This is a genomic window from Pseudomonas sp. UFMG81, from assembly GCF_015354575.1.
GTDB lineage: Bacteria > Pseudomonadota > Gammaproteobacteria > Pseudomonadales > Pseudomonadaceae > Aquipseudomonas.
In genome coordinates this window covers 11964-34075 of the sequence record NZ_JACAFQ010000025.1, presented here as the reverse complement: position 1 = coordinate 34075, position 22112 = coordinate 11964, and the positions used below count along the sequence as shown (strand labels likewise).

Sequence of the window (22112 nt, the reverse complement as noted above, 5' to 3'; positions counted from 1 at the left end):
AGTGGCGTGGTTCAGTCGCTGTGTTCGGACTTTTCCAGGTTTGCTGTGGCTCTCGCCGATCAGTCCCCTAACCGAGGGTGACCAAGCATGCAAGAAAGCGTGATGCAGCGCATGTGGGATAGCGCCCACCTTTCAGGTGGTAACGCTGCATATGTGGAAGAGCTCTACGAGCTCTACCTGCACGACCCTAACGCTGTGCCAGAAGAGTGGCGCACTTACTTCCAGAAGTTGCCCGCCGACGGCAGCACCGCTACCGATGTATCGCACTCGACGATCCGCGACCATTTCGTATTGCTGGCAAAGAACCAGCGCCGCGCCCAACCGGTTTCCGCCGGGAGCGTGAGCTCAGAACACGAGAAGAAGCAGGTTGAAGTGCTGCGACTGATCCAGGCCTATCGTATGCGCGGCCATCAGGCTGCCAAGCTCGACCCGTTGGGGTTGTGGCAGCGCCCTGCGCCCGTAGACCTGTCGATCAATCACTACGGCTTGACCAATGCCGATCTTGATACGACCTTCCGTGCCGGCGACCTGTTCTTCGGCAAAGAGGAAGCGAGCCTACGCGAAATCTTCGAAGCCCTGCAGAAGACATATTGTCGCACCATTGGCGCCGAGTTCACCCACATCGTCGATTCCGAGCAGCGCAGCTGGTTCCAGCAGCGTCTGGAAAGCGTGCGTGGCCGCCCTGAATTCTCCGCCGACGTGCAGGCGCACCTGCTCGAGCGCGTCACGGCCGGTGAGGGCCTGGAGAAGTACCTGGGCACCAAGTACCCAGGCACCAAGCGCTTCGGCCTGGAGGGTGGCGAAAGCCTGATCCCGATGCTGGACGAAATGATCCAGCGCTCCGGCAGCTACGGCACCAAGGAAGTCGTGATCGGCATGGCCCACCGTGGCCGCCTGAACGTGCTCGTCAACACCTTCGGCAAGAACCCGCGCGAGCTGTTCGACGAGTTCGAAGGCAAGAAGATGAACGAGCTGGGCTCCGGTGACGTGAAGTATCACCAGGGCTTCTCCTCCAACGTGATGACCCCCGGTGGCGAAGTTCACCTGGCCATGGCGTTCAACCCTTCCCACCTGGAAATCGTCTCGCCGGTGGTAGAAGGTTCGGTGCGTGCCCGTCAGGACCGTCGCAACGACACGGTCGGTGACAAGGTGCTGCCGATCTCGATCCACGGTGACGCCGCATTCGCCGGCCAAGGCGTGGTGCTGGAAACCTTCCAGATGTCGCAGACCCGCGGTTTCAAGACCGGCGGCACTGTGCACATCGTGATCAACAACCAGGTTGGTTTCACCATCAGCAACCCGCTGGACTCGCGTTCCACCGAGTACTGCACCGACGTCGCCAAGATGATCCAGGCGCCGATCCTGCACGTTAACGGTGATGACCCGGAAGCCGTGCTGTTCGTCACGCAACTGGCCATCGATTACCGCATGCAGTTCAAGCGTGACGTGGTCATCGACCTGGTCTGCTACCGTCGTCGCGGCCACAACGAGGCCGACGAGCCGAACGGCACCCAGCCGCTGATGTACCAGCAGATCACCAAGCAGCGCACCACCCGCGAGCTGTACGCCGAGCAGCTGATCAGCGCCGGCCGTATCGACGCCGAGCGCGCTCAGGCGAAGATCGACGAGTACCGCAACGCGCTGGACAACGGCCTGCACGTGGTCAAGAGCCTGGTCAAGGAGCCGAACCGCGAGCTGTTCGTCGACTGGCGCCCGTACCTGGGCCATGCCTGGACTGCGCGCCACGACACCCGCTTCGACCTCAAGACCCTGCAGGACCTGTCGGCCAAGCTGCTCGAGCTGCCGGAAGGCTTCGTCGTCCAGCGTCAGGTGTCGAAGATCTACGAAGACCGTCAGAAGATGCAGGCCGGTGGCTTGCCGATCAACTGGGGTTATGCAGAGACCATGGCCTACGCCACCCTGCAGTTCGAAGGTCACCCGATCCGCATGACCGGCCAGGACATCGGCCGTGGCACCTTCTCGCACCGTCACGCGGTGCTGCACAACCAGAAGGACGCCAGCACCTACGTACCGCTGCAGAACCTGTTCCCGGGCCAGCCGAAGTTCGAGCTGTACGACTCCTTCCTTTCGGAAGAAGCGGTACTGGCCTTCGAATACGGCTACTCCACCACCACGCCGAACGCGCTGGTGATCTGGGAAGCCCAGTTCGGCGACTTCGCCAACGGTGCGCAAGTGGTGATCGACCAGTTCATCACCAGCGGCGAGCACAAGTGGGGCCGCCTGTGCGGTCTGACCATGCTGCTTCCGCATGGTTATGAAGGGCAGGGCCCGGAGCACTCCTCCGCGCGTCTGGAGCGTTACCTGCAGCTGTGCGCCGAGCACAACATCCAGGTCTGCGTACCGACCACCCCGGCACAGATCTACCACCTGCTGCGTCGCCAGGTGATCCGTCCGCTGCGCAAGCCGCTGATCGTCCTGACGCCAAAGTCGCTGCTGCGCCACAAGCTGGCCATCTCGACCCTGGAAGACCTGGCAGAAGGCTCGTTCCAGACCGTGATCCCGGAAATCGACACCCTCGATCCGGCCAAGGTCGAACGCCTGATCCTGTGCAGCGGCAAGGTCTACTACGACCTGCTGGAAAAGCGCCGTGCCGAAGGCCGCGAAGACATCGCCATCGTGCGTATCGAGCAGCTGTATCCGTTCCCTGAGGACGACCTGATCGAAATCCTCGCCCCTTACACCAACCTCAAGCATGCAGTGTGGTGTCAGGAAGAGCCGATGAACCAGGGCGCCTGGTACAGCAGCCAGCACCACATGCGCCGTATCCTGGGCCGCCACAACAAGGCACTGGTCCTGGAATACGCCGGCCGCGACGCGTCTGCCGCGCCAGCCTGTGGTTACGCTTCGAAGCACGCCGAACAGCAGGAAAAACTGCTGCAAGACGCCTTCACTGTCTAACGCCTTCGCGCACCTGAAACCGAATTTAAGGAAACACAGATAATGGCTATCGAGATCAAAGCCCCAACCTTCCCGGAATCGGTCGCCGACGGCACCGTTGCCACCTGGCACAAGCAGCCGGGCGACGCCGTCAAGCGTGACGAGCTGATCGTCGACATCGAAACCGACAAAGTCGTCCTGGAAGTACTGGCCACCGCCGACGGCGTGCTGGGCGCCATCGTCAAGGGCGAGGGCGACACCGTCCTGTCCGACGAAGTGCTGGGTTCGATCGTTGAGGGCGGCGCAGCTGCCGCTGCACCTGCCGCCGCCGCTGCCCCGGCTGCTGCCCCGGCCGCCGCTGCCGCCGACGCTGGCGAAGACGACCCGGTCGCCGCTCCAGCCGCGCGCAAGCTGGCTGAAGAGAACGGCATCGACCTGGCTGCCGTTGCCGGCACCGGCAAAGGCGGTCGCATCACCAAGGAAGACGTGGTTGCAGCCGTTGCCAACAAGAAATCGGCACCTGCCGCCGCTCCGGCTGCCAAGCCTGCTGCCGCTGCTGCCGCGGTTGTAGTTGCCGCTGGCGACCGCACCGAGAAGCGCGTGCCGATGACCCGCCTGCGCGCCAAGATCGCCGAGCGTCTGGTCGAAGCCCAGTCGAACATGGCCATGCTGACCACCTTCAACGAAGTCGACATGACCGAAGTCATGGCCCTGCGTTCGAAGTACAAGGACCTGTTCGAGAAGACCCACAACGGCGTACGCCTGGGCTTCATGTCGTTCTTCGTCAAGGCCGCTACCGAAGCGCTGAAGCGTTTCCCGGCAGTAAACGCCTCGATCGACGGCAACGACATCGTCTACCACGGTTTTGCTGACGTCGGCGTTGCCGTCTCCAGCGACCGCGGCCTGGTGGTTCCGGTGCTGCGTAACGCCGAGTCGATGTCGCTGGCCGAAATCGAAAACGGCATCGCCACCTTCGGCAAGAAAGCCCGTGACGGCAAACTGTCGATCGAAGAGATGACCGGCGGTACCTTCACCATCACCAACGGTGGTACCTTCGGCTCGATGATGTCGACCCCAATCGTCAACCCGCCGCAGGCTGCCATTCTCGGCATGCACAACATCATCCAGCGTCCGATGGCCGTCAATGGCCAAGTGGTAATCCGCCCGATGATGTACCTGGCGCTGTCCTACGATCACCGCCTGATCGACGGCAAGGAAGCGGTAACCTTCCTGGTGACCATCAAGAACCTGCTGGAAGATCCGTCTCGCCTGCTGCTGGACATCTAATCAACTAGTCGTGTGGTCGTCGGCCCCTGTTTCGCAGGAAGCAGGGGCTGGGCGGCCCACGGCTTGTAGCTTGTAGCTGATAAGGAATCTTTTATGACCCAGAAATTCGACGTAGTGGTGATTGGTGCAGGTCCTGGCGGCTATGTAGCCGCCATCAAGGCTGCCCAACTCGGTCTGAAGACTGCCTGTATCGAGAAGTACACCGACGCCGAGGGCAAGCTGGCCCTGGGCGGCACCTGCCTGAACGTAGGTTGCATCCCGTCCAAGGCGCTGCTGGACAGCTCCTGGAAGTACAAGGAAGCCAAAGAGAGCTTCAACGTCCACGGTATCTCCACTGGCGAAGTGAAGATGGACGTCGCTGCGATGGTTGGCCGCAAGGCCGGTATCGTCAAGAACCTGACCGGCGGTGTTGCCACCCTGTTCAAGGCCAACGGCGTTACTTCGATCCAGGGCCACGGCAAGCTGCTGGCTGGCAAGAAAGTCGAAGTCACCAAGGCTGACGGCACCACCGAAGTCATCGAAGCCGAGAACGTCATTCTCGCTTCCGGCTCGCGTCCGATCGACATCCCTCCAGCCCCGGTCGACCAGAACGTCATCGTCGACTCCACCGGCGCCCTGGAATTCCAGACCGTTCCGAAACGCCTGGGCGTGATCGGTGCTGGCGTGATCGGCCTGGAGCTGGGTTCGGTCTGGGCTCGCCTGGGTGCTGAAGTCACCGTGCTCGAAGCCCTGGACACCTTCCTGATGGCTGCCGACACCGCCGTGTCGAAAGAAGCCCAGAAGACCCTGACCAAGCAAGGCCTGGACATCAAGCTGGGCGCTCGCGTCACCGGCTCGAAAGTCAACGGCAACGAAGTCGAAGTCACTTATACCAACGCCGAAGGCGAGCAGAAGATCACCTTCGACAAGCTGATCGTTGCGGTCGGCCGTCGTCCGGTGACCACCGATCTGCTGGCTGCCGACAGCGGCGTGACCATCGACGAGCGTGGCTACATCTTCGTCGACGATCACTGCGCCACCAGCGTTCCGGGCGTGTTCGCCATCGGTGACGTGGTGCGCGGCATGATGCTGGCGCACAAGGCCTCGGAAGAGGGCATCATGGTCGTCGAGCGCATCAAGGGCCACAAAGCCCAGATGAACTACGACCTGATCCCGTCGGTCATCTACACCCACCCGGAAATCGCGTGGGTCGGCAAGACCGAACAGGCGTTGAAAGCAGAAGGCGTTGAGGTTAACGTGGGCACCTTCCCGTTCGCGGCCAGCGGCCGTGCGATGGCAGCCAACGACACCGGTGGTTTCGTCAAGGTCATCGCCGATGCGAAAACCGACCGCGTACTGGGTGTGCACGTGATCGGCCCATCGGCTGCCGAGCTGGTGCAGCAGGGCGCGATCGCAATGGAATTCGGCACCAGTGCCGAGGACCTGGGCATGATGGTCTTCAGCCATCCGACCCTGTCCGAAGCGTTGCATGAAGCAGCGCTGGCGGTGAATGGCGGTGCCATTCACGTCGCCAACCGTAAGAAGCGTTAATTATAAGAAACCACGGCGGTCTGCCCGTCGTGGGTCTTGCGTGCAAGACTCACCGCGGAACGTCCGCCGGACCGGATCACATGGGATAACCCGGGGTCAACGGTCACAGGTGGTGCGGCGCCAGTTGATGGCGCAGCGCCGAAGCGCAGTACCTAACGAAGACGGTAAAAAGCATGAATCTTCACGAGTATCAGGGTAAGCAGCTGTTCGCTGAATACGGCCTGCCAGTTTCCAAGGGTTTCGCTGTCGATACCCCTGAGCAAGCGGCAGAAGCCTGCGAAAAGATCGGCGGTTCGGAGTGGGTCGTAAAGGCTCAGGTCCACGCCGGTGGTCGCGGCAAGGCGGGCGGCGTCAAGCTGGTTCGCAGCAAGGAAGACGCCAAGGCGTTCGCTGCCCAGTGGCTTGGCAAGAACCTGGTAACCTACCAGACCGACGCCAATGGTCAGCCAGTTTCCAAGATCCTGGTCGAGTCCTGCACTGACATCGCCAAAGAGCTCTATCTTGGCGCTGTAGTCGACCGTTCGAGCCGCCGCATCGTGTTCATGGCCTCCACCGAAGGTGGCGTGGACATCGAGAAAGTCGCTCACGAAACCCCTGAGAAGATCCTCAAGGCCACCATCGATCCGCTGGTCGGCGCTCAGCCGTTCCAAGGTCGTGAACTGGCATTCCAGCTGGGTCTGGAAGGCAAGCAAGTACAACAGTTCGCCAAGATCTTCGTAGGCCTGGCCAAGCTGTTCAAGGATCACGACCTGGCCCTGCTGGAAGTGAACCCGCTGGTGATCAAGGCCGACGGCGACCTGCACTGCCTCGATGCCAAGATCAACATCGACGCCAACGCCATGTACCGTCAGCCCAAGCTGAAGACCTTCCACGACCCGTCGCAGGACGACGCCCGTGAAGCCCACGCTGCCAAGTTCGAACTGAACTACGTTGCCCTCGAAGGCAACATCGGCTGCATGGTCAACGGTGCCGGCCTGGCCATGGGTACCATGGACATCGTCAACCTGCACGGCGGCAAGCCAGCCAACTTCCTCGACGTAGGCGGCGGTGCTACCAAAGAGCGCGTTACCGAAGCGTTCAAGATCATTCTGTCCGACAGCAATGTCGCGGCCGTCCTGGTCAACATCTTCGGCGGCATCGTTCGCTGCGACATGATTGCCGAAGGCATCATCGGTGCAGTGAAAGAAGTCGGCGTTAAAGTTCCGGTCGTCGTTCGCCTCGAAGGCAACAACGCCGAACTGGGCGCTAAAGTACTGGCAGAAAGCGGTTTGAACATCATTGCGGCAACCAGCCTGACCGACGCTGCTCAACAAGTTGTAAAAGCTGCGGAGGGCAAGTAATGAGCGTCCTGATCAATAAAGATACCAAAGTCATCTGCCAGGGCTTCACCGGCTCGCAGGGTACTTTCCACTCCGAACAAGCCATCGCCTACGGCACCAAGATGGTCGGCGGCGTCACCCCAGGCAAGGGTGGCACCACCCACCTGGGCCTGCCGGTGTTCAACACCGTCAAGGAAGCTGTAGAAGCCACCGGCGCTGACGCTTCGGTAATCTACGTTCCGGCTCCGTTCTGCAAAGACTCGATCTTGGAAGCCGCTTTCGGTGGCATCAAGCTGATCGTCTGCATCACCGAAGGTATCCCTACCCTCGACATGCTGGACGCCAAGGTCAAGTGCGACGAGCTGGGCGTAACCCTGATCGGCCCTAACTGCCCAGGCGTGATCACTCCGGGCGAGTGCAAGATCGGCATCATGCCAGGCCACATCCACCTGCCAGGCAAGGTCGGTATCGTGTCGCGTTCCGGCACCCTGACCTACGAAGCTGTCAAGCAGACCACCGACGCCGGCTTCGGCCAGTCGACCTGCGTTGGTATCGGCGGTGACCCGATCCCAGGCTCCAACTTCATCGACATCCTGAAGCTGTTCCAGGAAGACCCGAAGACCGAAGCGATCGTCATGATCGGTGAGATCGGCGGTTCGGCTGAAGAAGAAGCTGCGGCCTACATCAAGGCCCACGTGACCAAGCCAGTCGTTTCCTACATCGCCGGTGTTACTGCACCTGCGGGCAAGCGCATGGGCCACGCTGGCGCCATCATTTCCGGCGGCAAGGGCACTGCGGACGAGAAGTTCGCCGCCCTGCAGGACGCCGGTGTGAAAACCGTGCGTTCCCTGGCTGACATCGGCAAGGCCCTGGCCGAGCTGACTGGCTGGGAAGCCAAGAAGTAAGTAACACGTAGTACCCCCCACGCGCACAAAGGCCACCTTCGGGTGGCCTTTGTCGTTTCTGGGTGAGGCGTTTCCATCTTATTCGGCAAGTGTGCGTAAGAGATTATCTGTTCATGGATCAGATTGATGGAATACGAGACGAAAGATGGACGCACTACTCCGTGGGAACCCAGAGCCGTTGGCGCTGCTGGAACAAATCCGTTGCACCGACATGCACGCTTTCGTTGCCAGCGCCTGGAGTGCATTCAGGCAGCGGGTGATCGAAAAGCCCGAACCAGAACGCAGGGCACTGTTGTGCGCCGCGATCAGTCACTTCGCCGAACGCTTGTGCCTGAATGCCGGGGAGGATAGCGCGGTACTTGATATCGCGAGGGTGCACACCCGTGGCGACCATCTTTATTCAACGTCCGGACACAGCATCTGGTTTGCGCCGGCGGGCTTCAGCTATGAGCTGCAGCTCTACAGCCAGGGCGATACCCAACTGAGTACGCCGCGCAGGGTGAAGGTTACGCCACAGGCGCCGCTGCTGGTGGAAGGTGGGCTTACCGTCGTTGATGCGTGTCCCGCTCAAACTGATGGGCATCTGGTATTCAGCATCAACCTGCCGATATCCGGAAGCGATATCCAGGTGTTCGAACGCAAGAGCCTGTCCCGCATTGCCTGGTTCCCCGCCGACAGCGAAGTGCCTCGCTACCTGTTGCTGCTCGAGGCGTTGGCAAGCATTGGCGATCCTGGGCTGGAGCGGGTGGCCGGTGAGTTGATCTATCACCACCATCCCGCGGTGCGTTGGCGGGCATTTCTGCAACTGATGCGCTTTACACCTGAACACCTTGAGCACTACTGCGAAATGCTCAATGGCCTGGAAGACCCTGGTCTGCGACTGATGCTGTCGGACTATATGGCGAGGAATTGCGCATGAAATTGGCAGCGTTCATCGAGCGCCTGGAAGGTTATGACCTGCAATCCGATAAGGAGCAGATAGCCAAGGACCTGCAGGCATTGGCGCAGAATCGTGACCTGTTGGGGGAGTGCATGTATGAGCACATCCAGCAGCATGGTTTTAGTCGCGGGGATCAAGCCTACAACGCCTATGGCTTTGCCCTGTACGCCTCGTCGCGCTTCTCCCTGAGGATGACGTTCTGGTTGCCGGCAGACGCCGAGGCGGAGAGGCAAACATTCATTTATGGCCTGCCGCATACCCACGACTTCGATCTGTATGCAGTCGGTTATCAAGGCAGTGGCTACCGAACCGTCAAATACCCCGTGCTCAATGCCGTGCAGGTTGACGCGCAGACCGCCCCATTGCTGGGGGCAGCCGAAGTTGTCCAATTGAGCCCAGGTGCGCTGCTGTACATGCGAGCCTTCGACGACCTGCACTATCAGCTTCCCCCCGAGGAGTTCTCGGCCTCGCTGGCACTGATGATCGCCTTGCCAGAGGCCCAGCGCACAGGGCGACAAGAGTGGTGTTTCGATCAACACCTGCAACCCATCTACTCAGGCCTCGGTTCGCAGGAGACCCATATCTACCAGCGAATAGAGGCACTGTGGCAAGCACATCAATAATGATGTAACCGTTAAACCATAAGGATGAAAACCATGAACAAACCTGCTTGGGCTCAGGCCCGTCTTTACAACGCTGGTAGCGAAATCATGCCTCAGACAAACAGTGCCTCCAGCATTGGATGCACGGGTGGTGGTGGCTTCTACCCAGGGCCACGCTACAACTTCGGCAATATCCATGAGATCAAGCGCTTCTGGCAGGCGGCCAAGGCTGGCTCGTCTTCCGATCGCGCCTGATGCGTGAGCAGGGTCTTTGGGGCAAGCCGGCGTCCTGAAGACTCTGCTTCTGGTCGTGCTGCAGTCATGACCAAGGCAATGGTCGTGACGCTCGATCGGTTTCATAGGCTTTTTCGCACAGACGGCGCACTGGATGCCTGACAAAATTCCTGCCAGCACAGAGTCATCCAGACGACAAACACATACGCACATCGGACAAGCAGCACCGTTGCAGTGCGTTTAACCGGTAAAACGGTTAATCTACGCGTTCACTCTGTGCCCGTGCCCCAAAAGGGAACGACACGCTAAACGGGTCTGGCTCACCAAGCCGGGCAACATTTCCCTCATTCATGGGGAAATTTCCTCTCGAATCCCGATTTCAGCAGTGTGGTACTACCTTAAATGAAAGTGTTAAAAGGCCAGGATATCCTGGCGCTTGGCTTTATGACGTTCGCGCTTTTCGTGGGCGCCGGCAACATCATCTTCCCGCCTATCGTTGGCTTGCAGTCCGGTCCGCATGTGTGGATGGCGGCATTGGGCTTCCTGGTCACCGCGGTCGGCCTGCCGGTCATCACCGTGGTCGCCCTGGCCAAGGTCGGTGGCGGCATGGACGCCCTGAGCAGCCCGATCGGCAAGTTCTTCGGTGGCCTGCTGGCGGCTGTGTGCTACCTCTCGGTCGGCCCGCTGTTCGCCACCCCGCGTACCGCGACCGTGTCCTTCGAAGTAGGCGTAGCACCGCTGACCGGTGAAAGCCCGCTGGCGCTGTTCATCTACAGCCTGGTGTACTTCATCGTGGTGCTGGCCGTGTCGATGTACCCGGGCAAGCTGCTCGATACCGTCGGCCGTTTCCTCGCCCCGCTGAAGATCATCGCCCTGGCCGCGCTCGGCATCGCCGCGTTCGCGCTGCCGGCCGGCACCATTGGCGAGGCGCAGCCGCAGTACGTCGCCGCACCGTTCTCGCAAGGCTTCATCAATGGCTACCTGACCATGGACACCCTCGGTGCCCTGGTGTTCGGCATCGTCATCGTCAACGCCATCCGTTCGCGTGGCGTGGAGTCGCCGAAGCTGATCACCCGCTACGCCATCATCGCCGGCCTGATCGCCGGTGTCGGCCTGGCGCTGGTGTACATCAGCCTGTTCCGCCTGGGTGCCGGTAGCCATGACATCGCCATGGGCGCCACCAACGGCGCGGCTGTCCTGCACGCCTACGTGCAGCACACCTTCGGCTCGTTGGGCAGCGGCTTCCTTGCCGTGCTGATCGCCCTGGCCTGCCTGGTGACCGCGGTTGGCCTGACCTGCGCCTGCGCCGAGTACTTCAGCCAGATCCTGCCGCTGTCGTACCGCGCCCTGGTGGTGATCCTGGCGGGCTTCTCGCTGCTGATCTCCAACCTTGGCCTGACCAAGCTGATCATGTTCTCGATCCCGGTGCTCACCGCGATCTACCCACCGTGCATCGTGGTGGTGGGCCTGAGCTTCGTCAAAGAGCTGTGGCACTCGCCGGTCCGCATCCTGGCGCCGGTAATGCTGGTGTCGCTGTTGTTCGGCATGGTCGATGCGATCAAGGGCAGCAGCCTGGCGCACATGCTGCCGGACGCCATGGCGCACCTGCCGCTGAGCGACCAGGGCCTGGCCTGGCTGGTACCGTCGGTGGTCACCTTGGCCGCTGCCGTGGCCTGCGACCGCCTGCTCGGCAAGCCGCGCGAAGTGTTGGCCTGATGCGTTGAAACCCCAGGGCTGGCGCCGGCCACAAGCCGAAGGGCGCCAACCCAGGGTGAAGACCAAAACCCCGCATCGAAAGGTGCGGGGTTTTTTATTATCTTTCTTTTGCACCGGCCTCATCGCCGGCAAGCCCACCCCTTGTAGGAGCGGCCTTGCCGGGGCGCCGGACCGGCCGGAAAGGGCCGCAAAGCGGCCCCAGCGATTGATTGTGCGACACGAAAGAGTGGGGCTGCTCTGCAGCCCATTCGCGGCACAAGGCCGCTCCTACAGAGACCGCGCAAGATGTGGGCGCCGGCTTGCCGGCGATGAGGCCGGTGCAAGCAAAACAATTTTCCAGGTGCAGTGCCTTTTACCGAATCCAGGCGTCGAAAGCCGGTCTACCTCTTTTCAATGCGGACTTCTGCATGACCTTCATCCAAAACAACCTGGGCAACCTGCTGGCCGTCTGCTGGTTCGCCATCTGCTGGGGTGGCTACACCCGCTATGCACTGTGGAAGGGCCGCGATACCGCGTGCCTGGCCAGTGTGCTGCACCTGTACCGCGAAGACTGGATGCGCCGCATGCTGCTGCGCGACAACCGCATCGCCGACGCCAGCGTGATCGGTAACCTGGAGCGTAACGCCTCGTTCTTCGCGTCCAGCACCCTGATCATCCTCGCCGGTATCCTTACCGTGCTGGGCGCTTCTGACCGCGCACTGTCGCTGCTGGCTGACCTGCCGCTGGTGCAGCAGGCCTCCCAGGGCATGTCGGAAATCAAGTTGCTGTGCCTGGCGACCGTGTTCGTCTACGCCTTCTTCACCTTCAGTTGGTGCATGCGTCAATACAACTTCGCTGCGGTACTGGTCGGCTCGGCGCCGATGATCGGCGAGCGCCAGGTCAGTGAACTGGAGCGCAATGCATTCGCCTCGCGCGCGGCGCGGGTGCTGTCGCTGGCGGCCAACCAGTTCAACCTGGGCCTGCGGTCGTATTACTTCGGCATGGCCATGTTGAGCTGGTTCATCAGCCCCTGGTTGTTCATGGTCATGAGTGTCGGGGTGGTGTTTATTCTCTACCGCCGCGAGTTCCACTCTCATGTGCTTGAAGTGATGGTGTTCACGCCCACTCAAAGTGCGACGGTAGAAATGGGCAAGGACACTTCGACAATCAATGGCTGAAGCGTTTCATCCATAAATGACAGATACAAAAAAACCCGACGATGTCGGGTTTTTTTGTATTGGCCAATTACTGCTTGGCAGGCTCGCTCGGCGCTGGAGCGGCCGGAGTAGCCGGGGCGGCTTCTTCGGCGGCTTTCTGTTGCGCTTCGGCCTGATCTTTGGCGGCTTCGGCGTTTTCCTTGGCGGCTTCGTTCATCTTATCCTGAGCTTCGCCCATCTTTTCCTGGGCCTGCTCGGCGTGTTGCTGTGCGTCCTGGGCTTTGTCTTCGCTCGCTTTATCGCAAGCAGCCAGGCCCATGGCAGCGGCCAGCATCAGAGCAAAAGCAAAAGGTTTACGCATGGGGTGTCTCTCCTGGGTGGAATAACTTTACTTGTTCCTTCGAGTTCACCCTGCGCGGATTAGTTCCGCAATTGTTAAAGATATATAACTGCCCGTCCTGTATGGACTTTTTATTGAATTTATGAAGTGAGGGCGTATGCGCGAGACGCCATTGATGGCCATGGCCGAGCGTTTTCTCTCGGCCTTGAAACACTGCCAGGTGCTACAGATGCGTGTTCACCATGCCGATGAGCAAGGGATGACCCTTGTGTTGCCCTGGTCGCCAGCGATCGTCGGCAATCCGCAGAATGGCGCGGTGCACGGCGGTGCCCTGACCACCCTGATGGACACCACTTGCGGCATGGCGACCCTGTGCGCCTTGCCGCGCTTCGAAGTGTGCCCCACCCTGGACCTGCGCATCGACTACATGCACCCGGCCGAAGCCGGCAAGGACATCTATGGGCACGCCCAGTGCTACCGGGTCACCCGCGATGTGATCTTCACCCGTGGCAGCGCCTACCAGGACGACCCGTCGCAGCCCATCTGCCAGGTGGTCGGCACCTTTATGCGCCTGGGGCAGGACATCAAGGGTGGCATTCGCTTCGGTAACAGCCTCAAGGAGCCGCGCCCATGATCCCCGCAGGCACCCGCCAGCAATTGAACGAAGCGCACGCCCGTGGCGACTATGGCCCGTTATTGGCGCTGATCCCCTACGCCGGGCTGATCGGCATCGAATGCGAGCGCCAGGGCGACGATCTGTTGTTTCGCCTGCCCGCCAGCGAGAACAACATCGGCAACCCCTTGCTACCTGCCATTCACGGCGGCGTGATCGCAGGCTTCATGGAGCTGTCCGCGGCGCTGTACCTACTGATCTACAGCGAAAGCGCGAGCATCCCCAAGATCATCGACTTCTCCATCGACTACCTGCGTGCCGGCCATTACCGCGATACCTACGCCCAGTGTCAGCTATGGCGCCAGGGCCGGCGGGTAACCAATGTCGCCATCACCGCCTGGCAGGCCGATCGCGACACGCCCATCGCTACCGCCCGGGCACATTTCAAGATCGAACCGGAAAAGCCTGTCGAGTAGCCCCTTGAAATGGTCGGGCAAGCCCCCATCTGCTGTACATCCGCCGAGTAATGCAGGCCCAAGGGGTCGCCAGGCGTCACCTACCAACAGATTGGAGTTTGAAGACGATGAGTGTGGAGACTCAAAAAGAAACCCTGGGCTTCCAGACCGAGGTCAAGCAGCTGCTGCACCTCATGATCCATTCCTTGTACTCGAACAAGGAAATCTTCCTCCGCGAGCTGATTTCCAACGCCTCCGACGCCGCCGACAAGCTGCGTTTCGAGGCCCTGGCCAAGCCTGAGCTGCTCGAAGGCGATGCCGACCTCAAGATCCGCGTGAGCTTCGACAAGGCGGCCAACACCGTGAGCCTCGAGGACAACGGCATCGGCATGAGCCGCGAAGACGTCATCGCGCACCTGGGTACCATCGCCAAGTCCGGCACCGCCGACTTCATGAAGAACCTCACCGGCGATCAGAAGAAAGACTCCCACCTGATCGGTCAGTTCGGCGTGGGCTTCTACTCCGCGTTCATCGTCGCCGACAAGGTCGATGTGTTCAGCCGTCGCGCAGGCCTGCCGGCCGCCGAAGGCGTGCACTGGTCGTCCAAGGGCGAGGGCGAGTTCGAAGTCGCCACAATCGACAAGCCGCAGCGCGGCACCCGTATCGTCCTGCACCTGAAAAGCGGTGAAGACGAGTTCGCCGACGGCTGGCGCCTGCGCAACATCGTCAAGAAGTACTCCGACCATATCGCCCTGCCGATCGAGCTGCCCAAGGAGCAGGCCGAAGCTGCCGAAGGCGAAGAGCAGCCAGCGCAGGAATGGGAAACCGTCAACCGCGCCAGCGCCCTGTGGACCCGTTCGCGCACCGAGGTGAAGGACGAGGAGTACCAGGAGTTCTACAAGCATATCGGCCATGACTTCGAGAACCCGCTGGCCTGGAGCCACAACAAGGTCGAAGGCAAGCTGGAATACAACTCGCTGCTGTACGTGCCGGCCCGCGCGCCGTTCGACCTGTACCAACGCGAAGCGCCACGCGGCCTGAAGCTGTACGTGCAGCGCGTGTTCATCATGGACCAGGCCGAGTCGTTCCTGCCGCTGTACCTGCGTTTCATCAAGGGCGTGGTCGACTCCAACGACCTGTCGCTGAACGTGTCGCGTGAGATCCTGCAGAAGGATCCGATCATCGACTCGATGAAGACCGCGCTCACGAAACGCGTGCTGGACATGCTGGAGAAACTAGCCAAGAACGAGCCTGAGCAGTACAAGGGCTTCTGGAAAAACTTCGGCCAGGTGCTGAAGGAAGGCCCGGCAGAAGACTTCGCCAACAAGGAGAAGATCGCAGGCCTGTTGCGCTTCGCCTCCACCCATGATGACAGCGGCGAGCAGAGCGTTGCCCTGGCCGACTACCTGGCGCGTGCCAAAGAGGGCCAGGACAAGATCTACTTCCTCACCGGCGAATCCTACGCCCAGGTCAAGAACAGCCCGCACCTGGAAGTCTTCCGCAAGAAAGGCATCGAAGTGCTGCTGCTCACCGACCGTATCGACGAGTGGCTGATGAGCTACCTCAACGAGTTCGACGGCAAGGCTTTCGTCGATGTCGCCCGTGGCGACCTGGACCTGGGCAAGCTGGACTCCGAAGAGGACAAGAAGGCCCAGGAAGAAGTGGCCAAGGACAAGGAAGGCCTGGTCGAGCGCCTCAAGGGCGCGCTGGGTGACAGCGTTGCCGAAGTGCGTGTTTCACACCGTTTGACCGACTCGCCGGCGATCCTCGCCATCGGCGAGCAGGACCTTGGCCTGCAGATGCGCCAGATCCTCGAGGCCAGCGGGCAGAAGGTGCCGGACTCCAAGCCGATCTTCGAGTTCAACCCAAGCCACCCGCTGATCGAGAAACTCGATGGCGAGCAGAGCGAAGACCGCTTCGCCGAGCTGTCGCACATCCTGTTCGACCAGGCGGCGCTGGCGGCCGGTGACAGCCTGAAAGACCCGGCGGCCTACGTGCGTCGCCTGAACAAGCTGTTGGTCGAGCTGTCTGCTTGAGTTGATGCACACAAAGCCCGCTTCGGCGGGCTTTTTCATTTATGCGTCTAGTTGTGGGGGCGCGCTTGCCCCGCGAATCGCCTGAAGCGGTCTAGAATTCGCGCAACCGTGCATGCCAAGGAGTGTTGAATGAGCAAGGTCATTATCGAGTCGCTGGTCTATCACCTGTCGGGTAAAACCTACGAGAGCCGCCTGGTCTATGCACCTGGCGCGCTGCCGCAACCGGGCCTGCTGATGGCGCCGAACTGGATGGGTATCGGCGAGGGCGCCGAGCGCATCGCCAAGGAAGTGGCCGAGCAGGGCTATGTGGTGTTGATCGCCGACCTCTACGGGCAATCGGTGCGCCCATCCAACGCTGATGAAGCCGGCAACGCCATGATGCCGCTGAAGAACGACCGTGCCGAGCTGCGCAAGCGCATGCAGGAAGCCCTGGCGCAGCTGGTCGGCCAATCGAAGGCCTTGCTGGCGCCCGGCAAGGTGGCCACCTTCGGCTTCTGCTTCGGTGGTTGCTGTGCCCTTGAGCTGGCCCGTACCGGTGCCGACCTGAAGGCCGCGGTGTCGTTCCACGGCACCCTGGACACGCCGAACCCGGAAGATGCCAAGCGCATCAAGGGCTCGGTGCTGGTGCTGCATGGCGCCTCTGACCCGCTGGTGCCCAAGGAGCAGTTGCCCGCGTTCGAAGCGGAGATGAACGCCGCCAAGGTCGACTGGCAGTTGCTCAGCTATGGTGGCGCGGTGCACTCGTTCACCGACCCGAACGCCAATGTGCCGGGCAAGATGCAGTATGACCGGCGCACCTCGGAGCGGGCGTTCCGCTCGATGCACAACCTGCTCAAGGAAGTGTTCCAGGGCTGACCCATCGCGGGGCAAGCCCGCTCCCACAGTTGAGCCAAATCCATTGTGGGAGCGGGCATGCCCCGCGATTGCGAGCTGCAGGCTAGCGCGGCAATTCGATCCGCCCTTTTTCCCCAGGCACCACCGGCCAATCTCCCGCCGCCCAGCGTGCCCGCGCCTGTTCGATCAATTCCGGATCACTGGCCACGAAGTTCCAGTTCATCCGCCGCGGCCCATCCAGCGCCGCGCCACCGATCAGCACCAGCTGGCACTCACCCTCTGCATACAACGTCACCGCTTCACCCTCCGGCAGCACCACCAGGCTGCACGGCTCGACGTCCTCGTCGTTCAGCAGCAGCTCGCCATCGAGCAGGTATAGCGCCCGCTGCGCATGCTCGTCAGGCACCAGAAGCGTGGTGGCAGGCTGCATGCGTACATGGGCGTACAGGGTAGGGGAGAGCACCGGTACCGGCGACGCCAGGCAAAAGCCCGTGCCGGCGATCATGCAGATGCGTACCCCCAGGTTATCGCTGACCGGCAGGCTGGCCGCCGGGTGATGGCTGTAGCTTGGCTCTCCCTGTTCATGTTCGCGTGGCGAGGCCAGCCAGACTTGCAGCCCGTGCAAACGTGAACCCTCGGCAAGCAGCTCGGCAGGTGTGCGCTCGACGTGGGCCACACCGCCACGTGCAGTCATCCAGCTCACATCGCCTGGCCGCACGCGCTGGTCCGAACCCAGGCTGTCCTTGTGCTGGATTTCGCCTTCGAACAGGTAGGTGAGGGTGGACAGGCCGATATGCGGGTGTTGGCGGATATCCATGCCACGGCCGGGCGCGTAGTCGGTCTCCAGCATATGGTCGAAGAACACGAACGGGCCGACGCTGCGGCACTGGGCCGAGGGCAGCGGGCGCAGGATCGGCTGGCCTTCGACCGATTCGGCGCGAGGGCGGATGACCAGGGGGCTGCTCATGAGGGAGGTGCTCCGGGTGGGCAGGGACGATGCCCCCAAGCATAGCGCTTGGCGTGCTTGGGCTGAACTGCCTGCGTGGCCACCCGGTCTACTCTTTCCCTAGCCACGAAGGAGCCTGCGATGATCGTCCGACTGCTGGCCTGCATGGTGTTCGCCGGTTGCCTGTGCGCAGCGGCCCAAGCCCGTGATTACCGCTACAGTGACGCCCACTTGCACTATGTGGACTTCTTCCAGGAGAGCGAAGGCATGCCGGCGCTGCTCAAGGCCATGGATGCCGCTGGGGTGGAGCAGTCGATGATCTCCGGAATCCCGGTGGCCAAGAAATGGCACGAGGACGAACCCAAGCGCCCCCGCTACTACGCCGGCGACGATGCCGACGCCTACTGGTACAGCGCCACCGACCTGTACGTGGCCGCCGCGCTCCAGAAGTTGCCAGCCGAACAGCGCCGGCGCTTCCACCCGTTCCTCACCGGTTTCAACCCGGTGGACAAGAATGCCGCCAGCCATATCGAGCGCATGCTCGAACTCTACCCCGGGCTATGGCAGGGCATCGGCGAAGTGTTCACCCGCCACGACGACCTCACCGCCCTGACCAGCGGCGATACGCCGCGGGCCAACAACGAAGCCATGACGCGCATCTACCACCTGGCCGCCGAGCGCGACCTGCCTGTGCTGCTGCATTCGAACATCACCTCCAAGCGCGAGCGCAACCCGCTCTACCTGGCCGAAATCGAGGAGCCGTTGCGCAACCACCCGCACACCCGGTTCATCTGGGCCCATGCGGGTAGCAGTGCAGAGATCCATCGGCACCAGACGCGGATGGACTTCCTCCTGCCGGTGCTGGCGCGCCTGCTGGAGGACTACCCGAACCTCTACGTCGACCTGTCCTGGAGCGTGCTGCGCCCCTACCTGCTGGATGAGCAGGGCGTGCCGGACAAGGACTGGCTGGCGCTGATCCAGCGCTTCCCCGAGCGCTTCATGCTCGGCTCCGACGTGGTTGGGCGCTTCGACAGCCTGGGCGAGCAACTGCACGGCTTCAAGCCGTTCCTGGACGCCTTGCCCGAAGACGTGGCGCGCAAGGTGGCGCATGACAATTTCCTCGCGGTACTGCCCAAGGCGGCAAAACAGGGCACATAGCCTTTTGATATCGCGTTTTCGTCTTACGCAAATTTCGAGCCGCCCGATACCTTCTTTAAGCGACGGAACAACGCTTTTGGGAGGGATCCTGAAATGAGCCTCAGACGTTTGAATATCGCCCCGCGCGCGGGCCTGGGCTTCGGCCTGATGGCCTTGCTGGTGATCGCGCTGGGTGGCTTCGCCCTGCAACAGATGACCAACATGCGCCAGCAGTCCGAACAGGTGGACAACAACTGGCTGCCCAGTGTGATCTCGGTGGGGCGCATGACCCAGGACATGCTGCGCATCCGAGCCCTGACGCTACGGCTGCTGGTCAACACCGACCCCGCCGCCCAGCAGCAGAACCGCGCCCGCATCGACGAGATCAAGACCGGCCTGGACCAGGCCCAGCGGCATTACGATGCGCTGATCGTGCTGCCCGAGGAGCGCACGCTGTTCGATCGCTACCAGGGTCTGGAGCGCCAGTACATGACCTTGCAGGCCCAGGTGGTACAGCTGGCCGTCGAAGGCCATGTCGAGGCGGCGGCGACCCTGGTCAATGGCGAGATCAACCAGATCGCCGACCAGATGACCGCCTCGCTCAACGAGCTGATCGAGCTGAACAACCATCACGCCAACTCCGCCACCGACCTGGCCGAAGCCGTCTATAACGGCGCCAAGGTCTGGGTCGGGGTACTGCTGGTGATCGCCCTGACCCTTACCGTGGTACTGGCGCTGGCCTTGACCCGCAGCATCGTGCGCCCGCTCGGGCAGTCGCTGAAGGTGGCTGAGACGGTCGCTACCGGCGACCTGACCCCGCAGATCACCGTGAACGGCGATGACGAGCCGGCCCGCCTGCTGGCGGCGCTCAAGAGCATGCAACAAAGCCTGCGCGAGACCATCGGGCGGATATCCGATTCGGCCAGTCAGCTGGCCTCGGCCTCGGAAGAGTTGAGCGCGGTCACCGAGGATGCGACCCGTGGCCTGCAGCAACAAAGCATGGAGATTGAGCAGGCGGCCACCGCCGTCAACCAGATGACCGCAGCGGTGGAGGAGGTGGCAAGCAACGCCGTGGCCACCTCCGAAGCCTCGCGCGAATCCGACCAGATCGCCCGCCGTGGCCGCGAGCAGGTGCAGGCCACGGTGGCCGCCATCGAGGCGCTGGCCGGCGGCGTGGCCGGCAACGCCGAGGAGGTCGGGCAGTTGGCGCAGCAGGTGCACGATATCAGCAAGGTGCTGGATGTGATCGGCTCCATCGCCGAGCAGACCAACCTGCTGGCGCTCAATGCCGCCATCGAGGCGGCGCGGGCCGGGGAGGCCGGGCGTGGCTTCGCCGTGGTCGCCGACGAGGTCCGGGCGCTGGCCCATCGCACGCAATCCTCGACCCAGGAGATTGAGCAGATGATCGTCGCCATTCGCGGTGGCGCCGAGCGGGCGGTACAGGGGATGCGCCAGAGCGATGTGCAGGCCCGCTCCACGCTTGAAGGCGCCCATGCCGCGGGCGCGGCGCTGGAGGCGATTGCCGGGGCCATCGGCCAGATCAACGAGCGCAACCTGGTGATCGCCAGCGCATCGGAGCAGCAGGCGCAGGTGGCACGGGAGGTGGACCGCAACCTGACCACCATCCGCGACCTGGCGCACCAGTCGTCGGCCGGGGCCGAGCAGACCTCGGCGGCGAGCCAGGCGCTGTCGCGCCTGGCGGTGGACCTGAACACCCTGGTGCAGCGGTTTTCGGTCTGACCAGGCTGGCGCAGTACCTGTAGGAGCGGCCTTGCGTCGCGAAAGGGGCGCGAAGCGGCCCCAGGGTATCTGTGACGCCACGACGAATGCTGGGGCTGCTCCGCAGCCCTTTCGCGACGCAAGGCCGCTCCTACAAAAACAGAATCGTAGTTTGCAGGTACAAACAAAAACGCCCCGACCTAGGTCGGAGCGTTCTCGTTCAGCACATCAAGCAATCACTTGCCAGTCCAGCGCTTGAGCACCAGGGTGGCGTTGGTGCCGCCGAAGCCGAAGCTGTTGCTCATGACCGTGTCGATCTTGGCGTTCTCTTCGGTCTTGCGCAGTACCGGCAGGTCGGCGACCTCTGGGTCCAGCTCGTCGATGTTGGCGGAGCCGGCGATGAAGTTGTTCTCCATCATCAGCAGGCAGTAGATCGCCTCGTGCACGCCCGCGGCGCCCAGCGAGTGGCCCGACAGGCTCTTGGTCGAGCTGATCTTCGGTGCCTTGTCGCCGAACACTTCACGCACACCCTTCATCTCGGCGACGTCGCCAACCGGCGTCGAGGTGCCGTGGGTGTTCAGGTAGTCGATCGGGGTGTCGACGGTGGACAGCGCCTGCTGCATGCAGCGGATTGCGCCTTCGCCGCTCGGGGCGACCATGTCGTAGCCGTCGGAAGTCGCGCCGTAGCCGACGATCTCGGCGTAGATCTTGGCGCCACGGGCCAGGGCATGTTCCAGCTCCTCGACCACCACCATGCCGCCGCCACCCGCGATGACGAAACCGTCACGGTCGGCGTCGTAGGCGCGCGAGGCCAGCTCAGGGGTTTCGTTGCGCTTGGTCGACAGGGCGCCCATGGCATCGAACAGGAACGACTGGCTCCAGTGCTCTTCTTCACCGCCACCGGCGAAGACGATGTCCTGCTTGCCCCACTGGATCTGCTCCAGGGCGGTGCCGATGCAGTGTGCGGAGGTGGCGCAGGCCGACGAGATCGAGTAGTTGATGCCCTTGATCTTGAACGGGGTGGCCAGGCACGCCGACACAGTGCTGCCCATGGTGCGGGTAACACGGTATGGGCCGACGCGCTTGACGCCTTTCTCGCGCAGGGTGTCCAGGGCTTCCATCTGGTTCAGCGTGGAAGCGCCACCGGAACCTGCCACCAGGCCGGTGCGCGGGCTGGAAACCTGCTCTTCGGTCAGGCCGGCATCCTTGATCGCGTCCTGCATCGCCAGGTAGGCGTAGGCCGCGGCGTGGCCGACGAAGCGATAGACCTTGCGGTCGATCAGCTCTTCCAGATTCAGGTCGATGGAACCGGAAACCTGGCTACGCAGCCCCATTTCCTTGTATTCCGGGTTGTAGCGGATACCCGGACGGCTGTTGCGCAGGTTTTCGGTGACGGTAGCTTTGTCATTGCCCAGGCACGATACGATGCCCAGACCAGTGATAACGACGCGGCGCATGCGAATAA

19 protein-coding genes and 1 pseudogene are annotated in these 22112 nt (G+C 62.1%); 17 read left to right on the top strand and 3 right to left on the bottom strand.

What is annotated here, in order from left to right; genetic code table 11:
• The first annotated feature begins 87 nt into the window (after positions 1-87).
• From IX761_RS18390 to IX761_RS18345, 10 genes are all read left to right on the top strand, one after another.
• The gene (locus tag IX761_RS18390; protein WP_194790989.1) at positions 88-2919 is read left to right on the top strand and encodes a 2-oxoglutarate dehydrogenase E1 component; all 2832 of its coding nucleotides are present in this window, start codon (positions 88-90) and stop codon (positions 2917-2919) included.
• A 42-nt stretch (positions 2920-2961) separates the two neighbouring features.
• Complete coding sequence (odhB, locus tag IX761_RS18385) at positions 2962-4185, top strand: 2-oxoglutarate dehydrogenase complex dihydrolipoyllysine-residue succinyltransferase (protein ID WP_194790988.1); 1224 nt, start codon at positions 2962-2964, stop codon at positions 4183-4185.
• A gap of 93 nt (positions 4186-4278) precedes the next feature.
• Positions 4279-5715 (top strand): dihydrolipoyl dehydrogenase, encoded by a 1437-nt coding sequence (gene lpdA / locus IX761_RS18380; protein WP_012273351.1) that lies wholly within the window; start codon positions 4279-4281, stop codon positions 5713-5715.
• A 173-nt stretch (positions 5716-5888) separates the two neighbouring features.
• A complete protein-coding gene (gene sucC / locus IX761_RS18375) occupies positions 5889-7055 on the top strand; it encodes an ADP-forming succinate--CoA ligase subunit beta (protein WP_194790987.1) in 1167 nt (388 codons plus the stop codon).
• On the top strand, positions 7055-7939 hold the full coding sequence (sucD, locus tag IX761_RS18370) for a succinate--CoA ligase subunit alpha (RefSeq protein WP_003254203.1): 885 nt from the start codon (positions 7055-7057) through the stop codon (positions 7937-7939). Before sucC ends, sucD begins: the two co-directional genes overlap by 1 nt.
• A gap of 145 nt (positions 7940-8084) precedes the next feature.
• On the top strand, positions 8085-8858 hold the full coding sequence (locus tag IX761_RS18365) for a hypothetical protein (protein WP_194790986.1): 774 nt from the start codon (positions 8085-8087) through the stop codon (positions 8856-8858).
• Positions 8855-9502, top strand: coding sequence for a transposase (locus tag IX761_RS18360; RefSeq protein WP_194790985.1), 648 nt, complete (start codon positions 8855-8857; stop codon positions 9500-9502). The genes IX761_RS18365 and IX761_RS18360 overlap by 4 nt, the downstream gene beginning before the upstream one ends.
• A 33-nt stretch (positions 9503-9535) precedes the next feature.
• Positions 9536-9736 (top strand): hypothetical protein, encoded by a 201-nt coding sequence (locus IX761_RS18355; protein ID WP_194790984.1) that lies wholly within the window; start codon positions 9536-9538, stop codon positions 9734-9736.
• A gap of 381 nt (positions 9737-10117) precedes the next feature.
• Positions 10118-11431, top strand: a complete 1314-nt coding sequence (gene brnQ / locus IX761_RS18350; protein WP_194790983.1) for a branched-chain amino acid transport system II carrier protein — start codon at positions 10118-10120, stop codon at positions 11429-11431.
• 407 nt (positions 11432-11838) lie between these two features.
• Complete coding sequence (locus IX761_RS18345; RefSeq protein WP_194790982.1) at positions 11839-12588, top strand: DUF599 domain-containing protein; 750 nt, start codon at positions 11839-11841, stop codon at positions 12586-12588.
• Between the two features lie 67 nt (positions 12589-12655).
• Here IX761_RS18345 and IX761_RS18340 read toward each other — a convergent pair whose 3' ends face one another.
• Complete coding sequence (locus IX761_RS18340; RefSeq protein WP_125464887.1) at positions 12656-12928, bottom strand: hypothetical protein; 273 nt, start codon at positions 12926-12928, stop codon at positions 12656-12658.
• A gap of 136 nt (positions 12929-13064) precedes the next feature.
• Between IX761_RS18340 and IX761_RS18335 the strand changes: the two genes are divergently transcribed.
• The 4 genes from IX761_RS18335 (at position 13065) to IX761_RS18320 (ending at position 16866) form a co-directional block, all read left to right on the top strand.
• Positions 13065-13541 (top strand): PaaI family thioesterase, encoded by a 477-nt coding sequence (locus IX761_RS18335; RefSeq protein ID WP_194790981.1) that lies wholly within the window; start codon positions 13065-13067, stop codon positions 13539-13541.
• On the top strand, positions 13538-13996 hold the full coding sequence (locus IX761_RS18330; RefSeq protein ID WP_194790980.1) for a PaaI family thioesterase: 459 nt from the start codon (positions 13538-13540) through the stop codon (positions 13994-13996). Before IX761_RS18335 ends, IX761_RS18330 begins: the two co-directional genes overlap by 4 nt.
• 107 nt (positions 13997-14103) lie before the next feature.
• The gene (gene htpG, locus IX761_RS18325) at positions 14104-16011 is read left to right on the top strand and encodes a molecular chaperone HtpG (RefSeq protein WP_194790979.1); all 1908 of its coding nucleotides are present in this window, start codon (positions 14104-14106) and stop codon (positions 16009-16011) included.
• Positions 16012-16140: 129 nt separating this feature from the next.
• Positions 16141-16866 carry a dienelactone hydrolase family protein gene (locus IX761_RS18320; protein ID WP_194790978.1) on the top strand — a complete coding sequence of 242 codons (726 nt, stop codon included), beginning with the start codon at positions 16141-16143 and terminating at the stop codon, positions 16864-16866.
• An 82-nt stretch (positions 16867-16948) separates the two neighbouring features.
• Here the strand turns inward: IX761_RS18320 and IX761_RS18315 are convergent, their stop codons facing one another.
• Entirely contained in the window at positions 16949-17812 is an 864-nt protein-coding gene (locus tag IX761_RS18315; protein ID WP_194790977.1) for a pirin family protein, read from the bottom strand.
• A gap of 120 nt (positions 17813-17932) precedes the next feature.
• Between IX761_RS18315 and IX761_RS18310 the strand changes: the two genes are divergently transcribed.
• The 3 genes and pseudogenes from IX761_RS18310 to IX761_RS27680 all read left to right on the top strand — a co-directional run bounded on the left by IX761_RS18310 (position 17933) and on the right by IX761_RS27680 (position 20668).
• Positions 17933-18949, top strand: coding sequence for an amidohydrolase family protein (locus tag IX761_RS18310; RefSeq protein ID WP_194790976.1), 1017 nt, complete (start codon positions 17933-17935; stop codon positions 18947-18949).
• Between the two features lie 93 nt (positions 18950-19042).
• Positions 19043-19813 (top strand): annotated as a pseudogene (locus tag IX761_RS27685) (MCP four helix bundle domain-containing protein); the annotation flags it as partial.
• Positions 19805-20668 carry a methyl-accepting chemotaxis protein gene (locus IX761_RS27680; protein WP_416366801.1) on the top strand — a complete coding sequence of 288 codons (864 nt, stop codon included), beginning with the start codon at positions 19805-19807 and terminating at the stop codon, positions 20666-20668. The pseudogene IX761_RS27685 and the gene IX761_RS27680, both read left to right, overlap by 9 nt.
• Before the next feature lie 215 nt (positions 20669-20883).
• Here the strand turns inward: IX761_RS27680 and fabB are convergent, their stop codons facing one another.
• Positions 20884-22104 (bottom strand): beta-ketoacyl-ACP synthase I, encoded by a 1221-nt coding sequence (gene fabB / locus IX761_RS18300; protein WP_194790974.1) that lies wholly within the window; start codon positions 22102-22104, stop codon positions 20884-20886.
• Between the last annotated feature and the right edge of the window lie 8 nt (positions 22105-22112).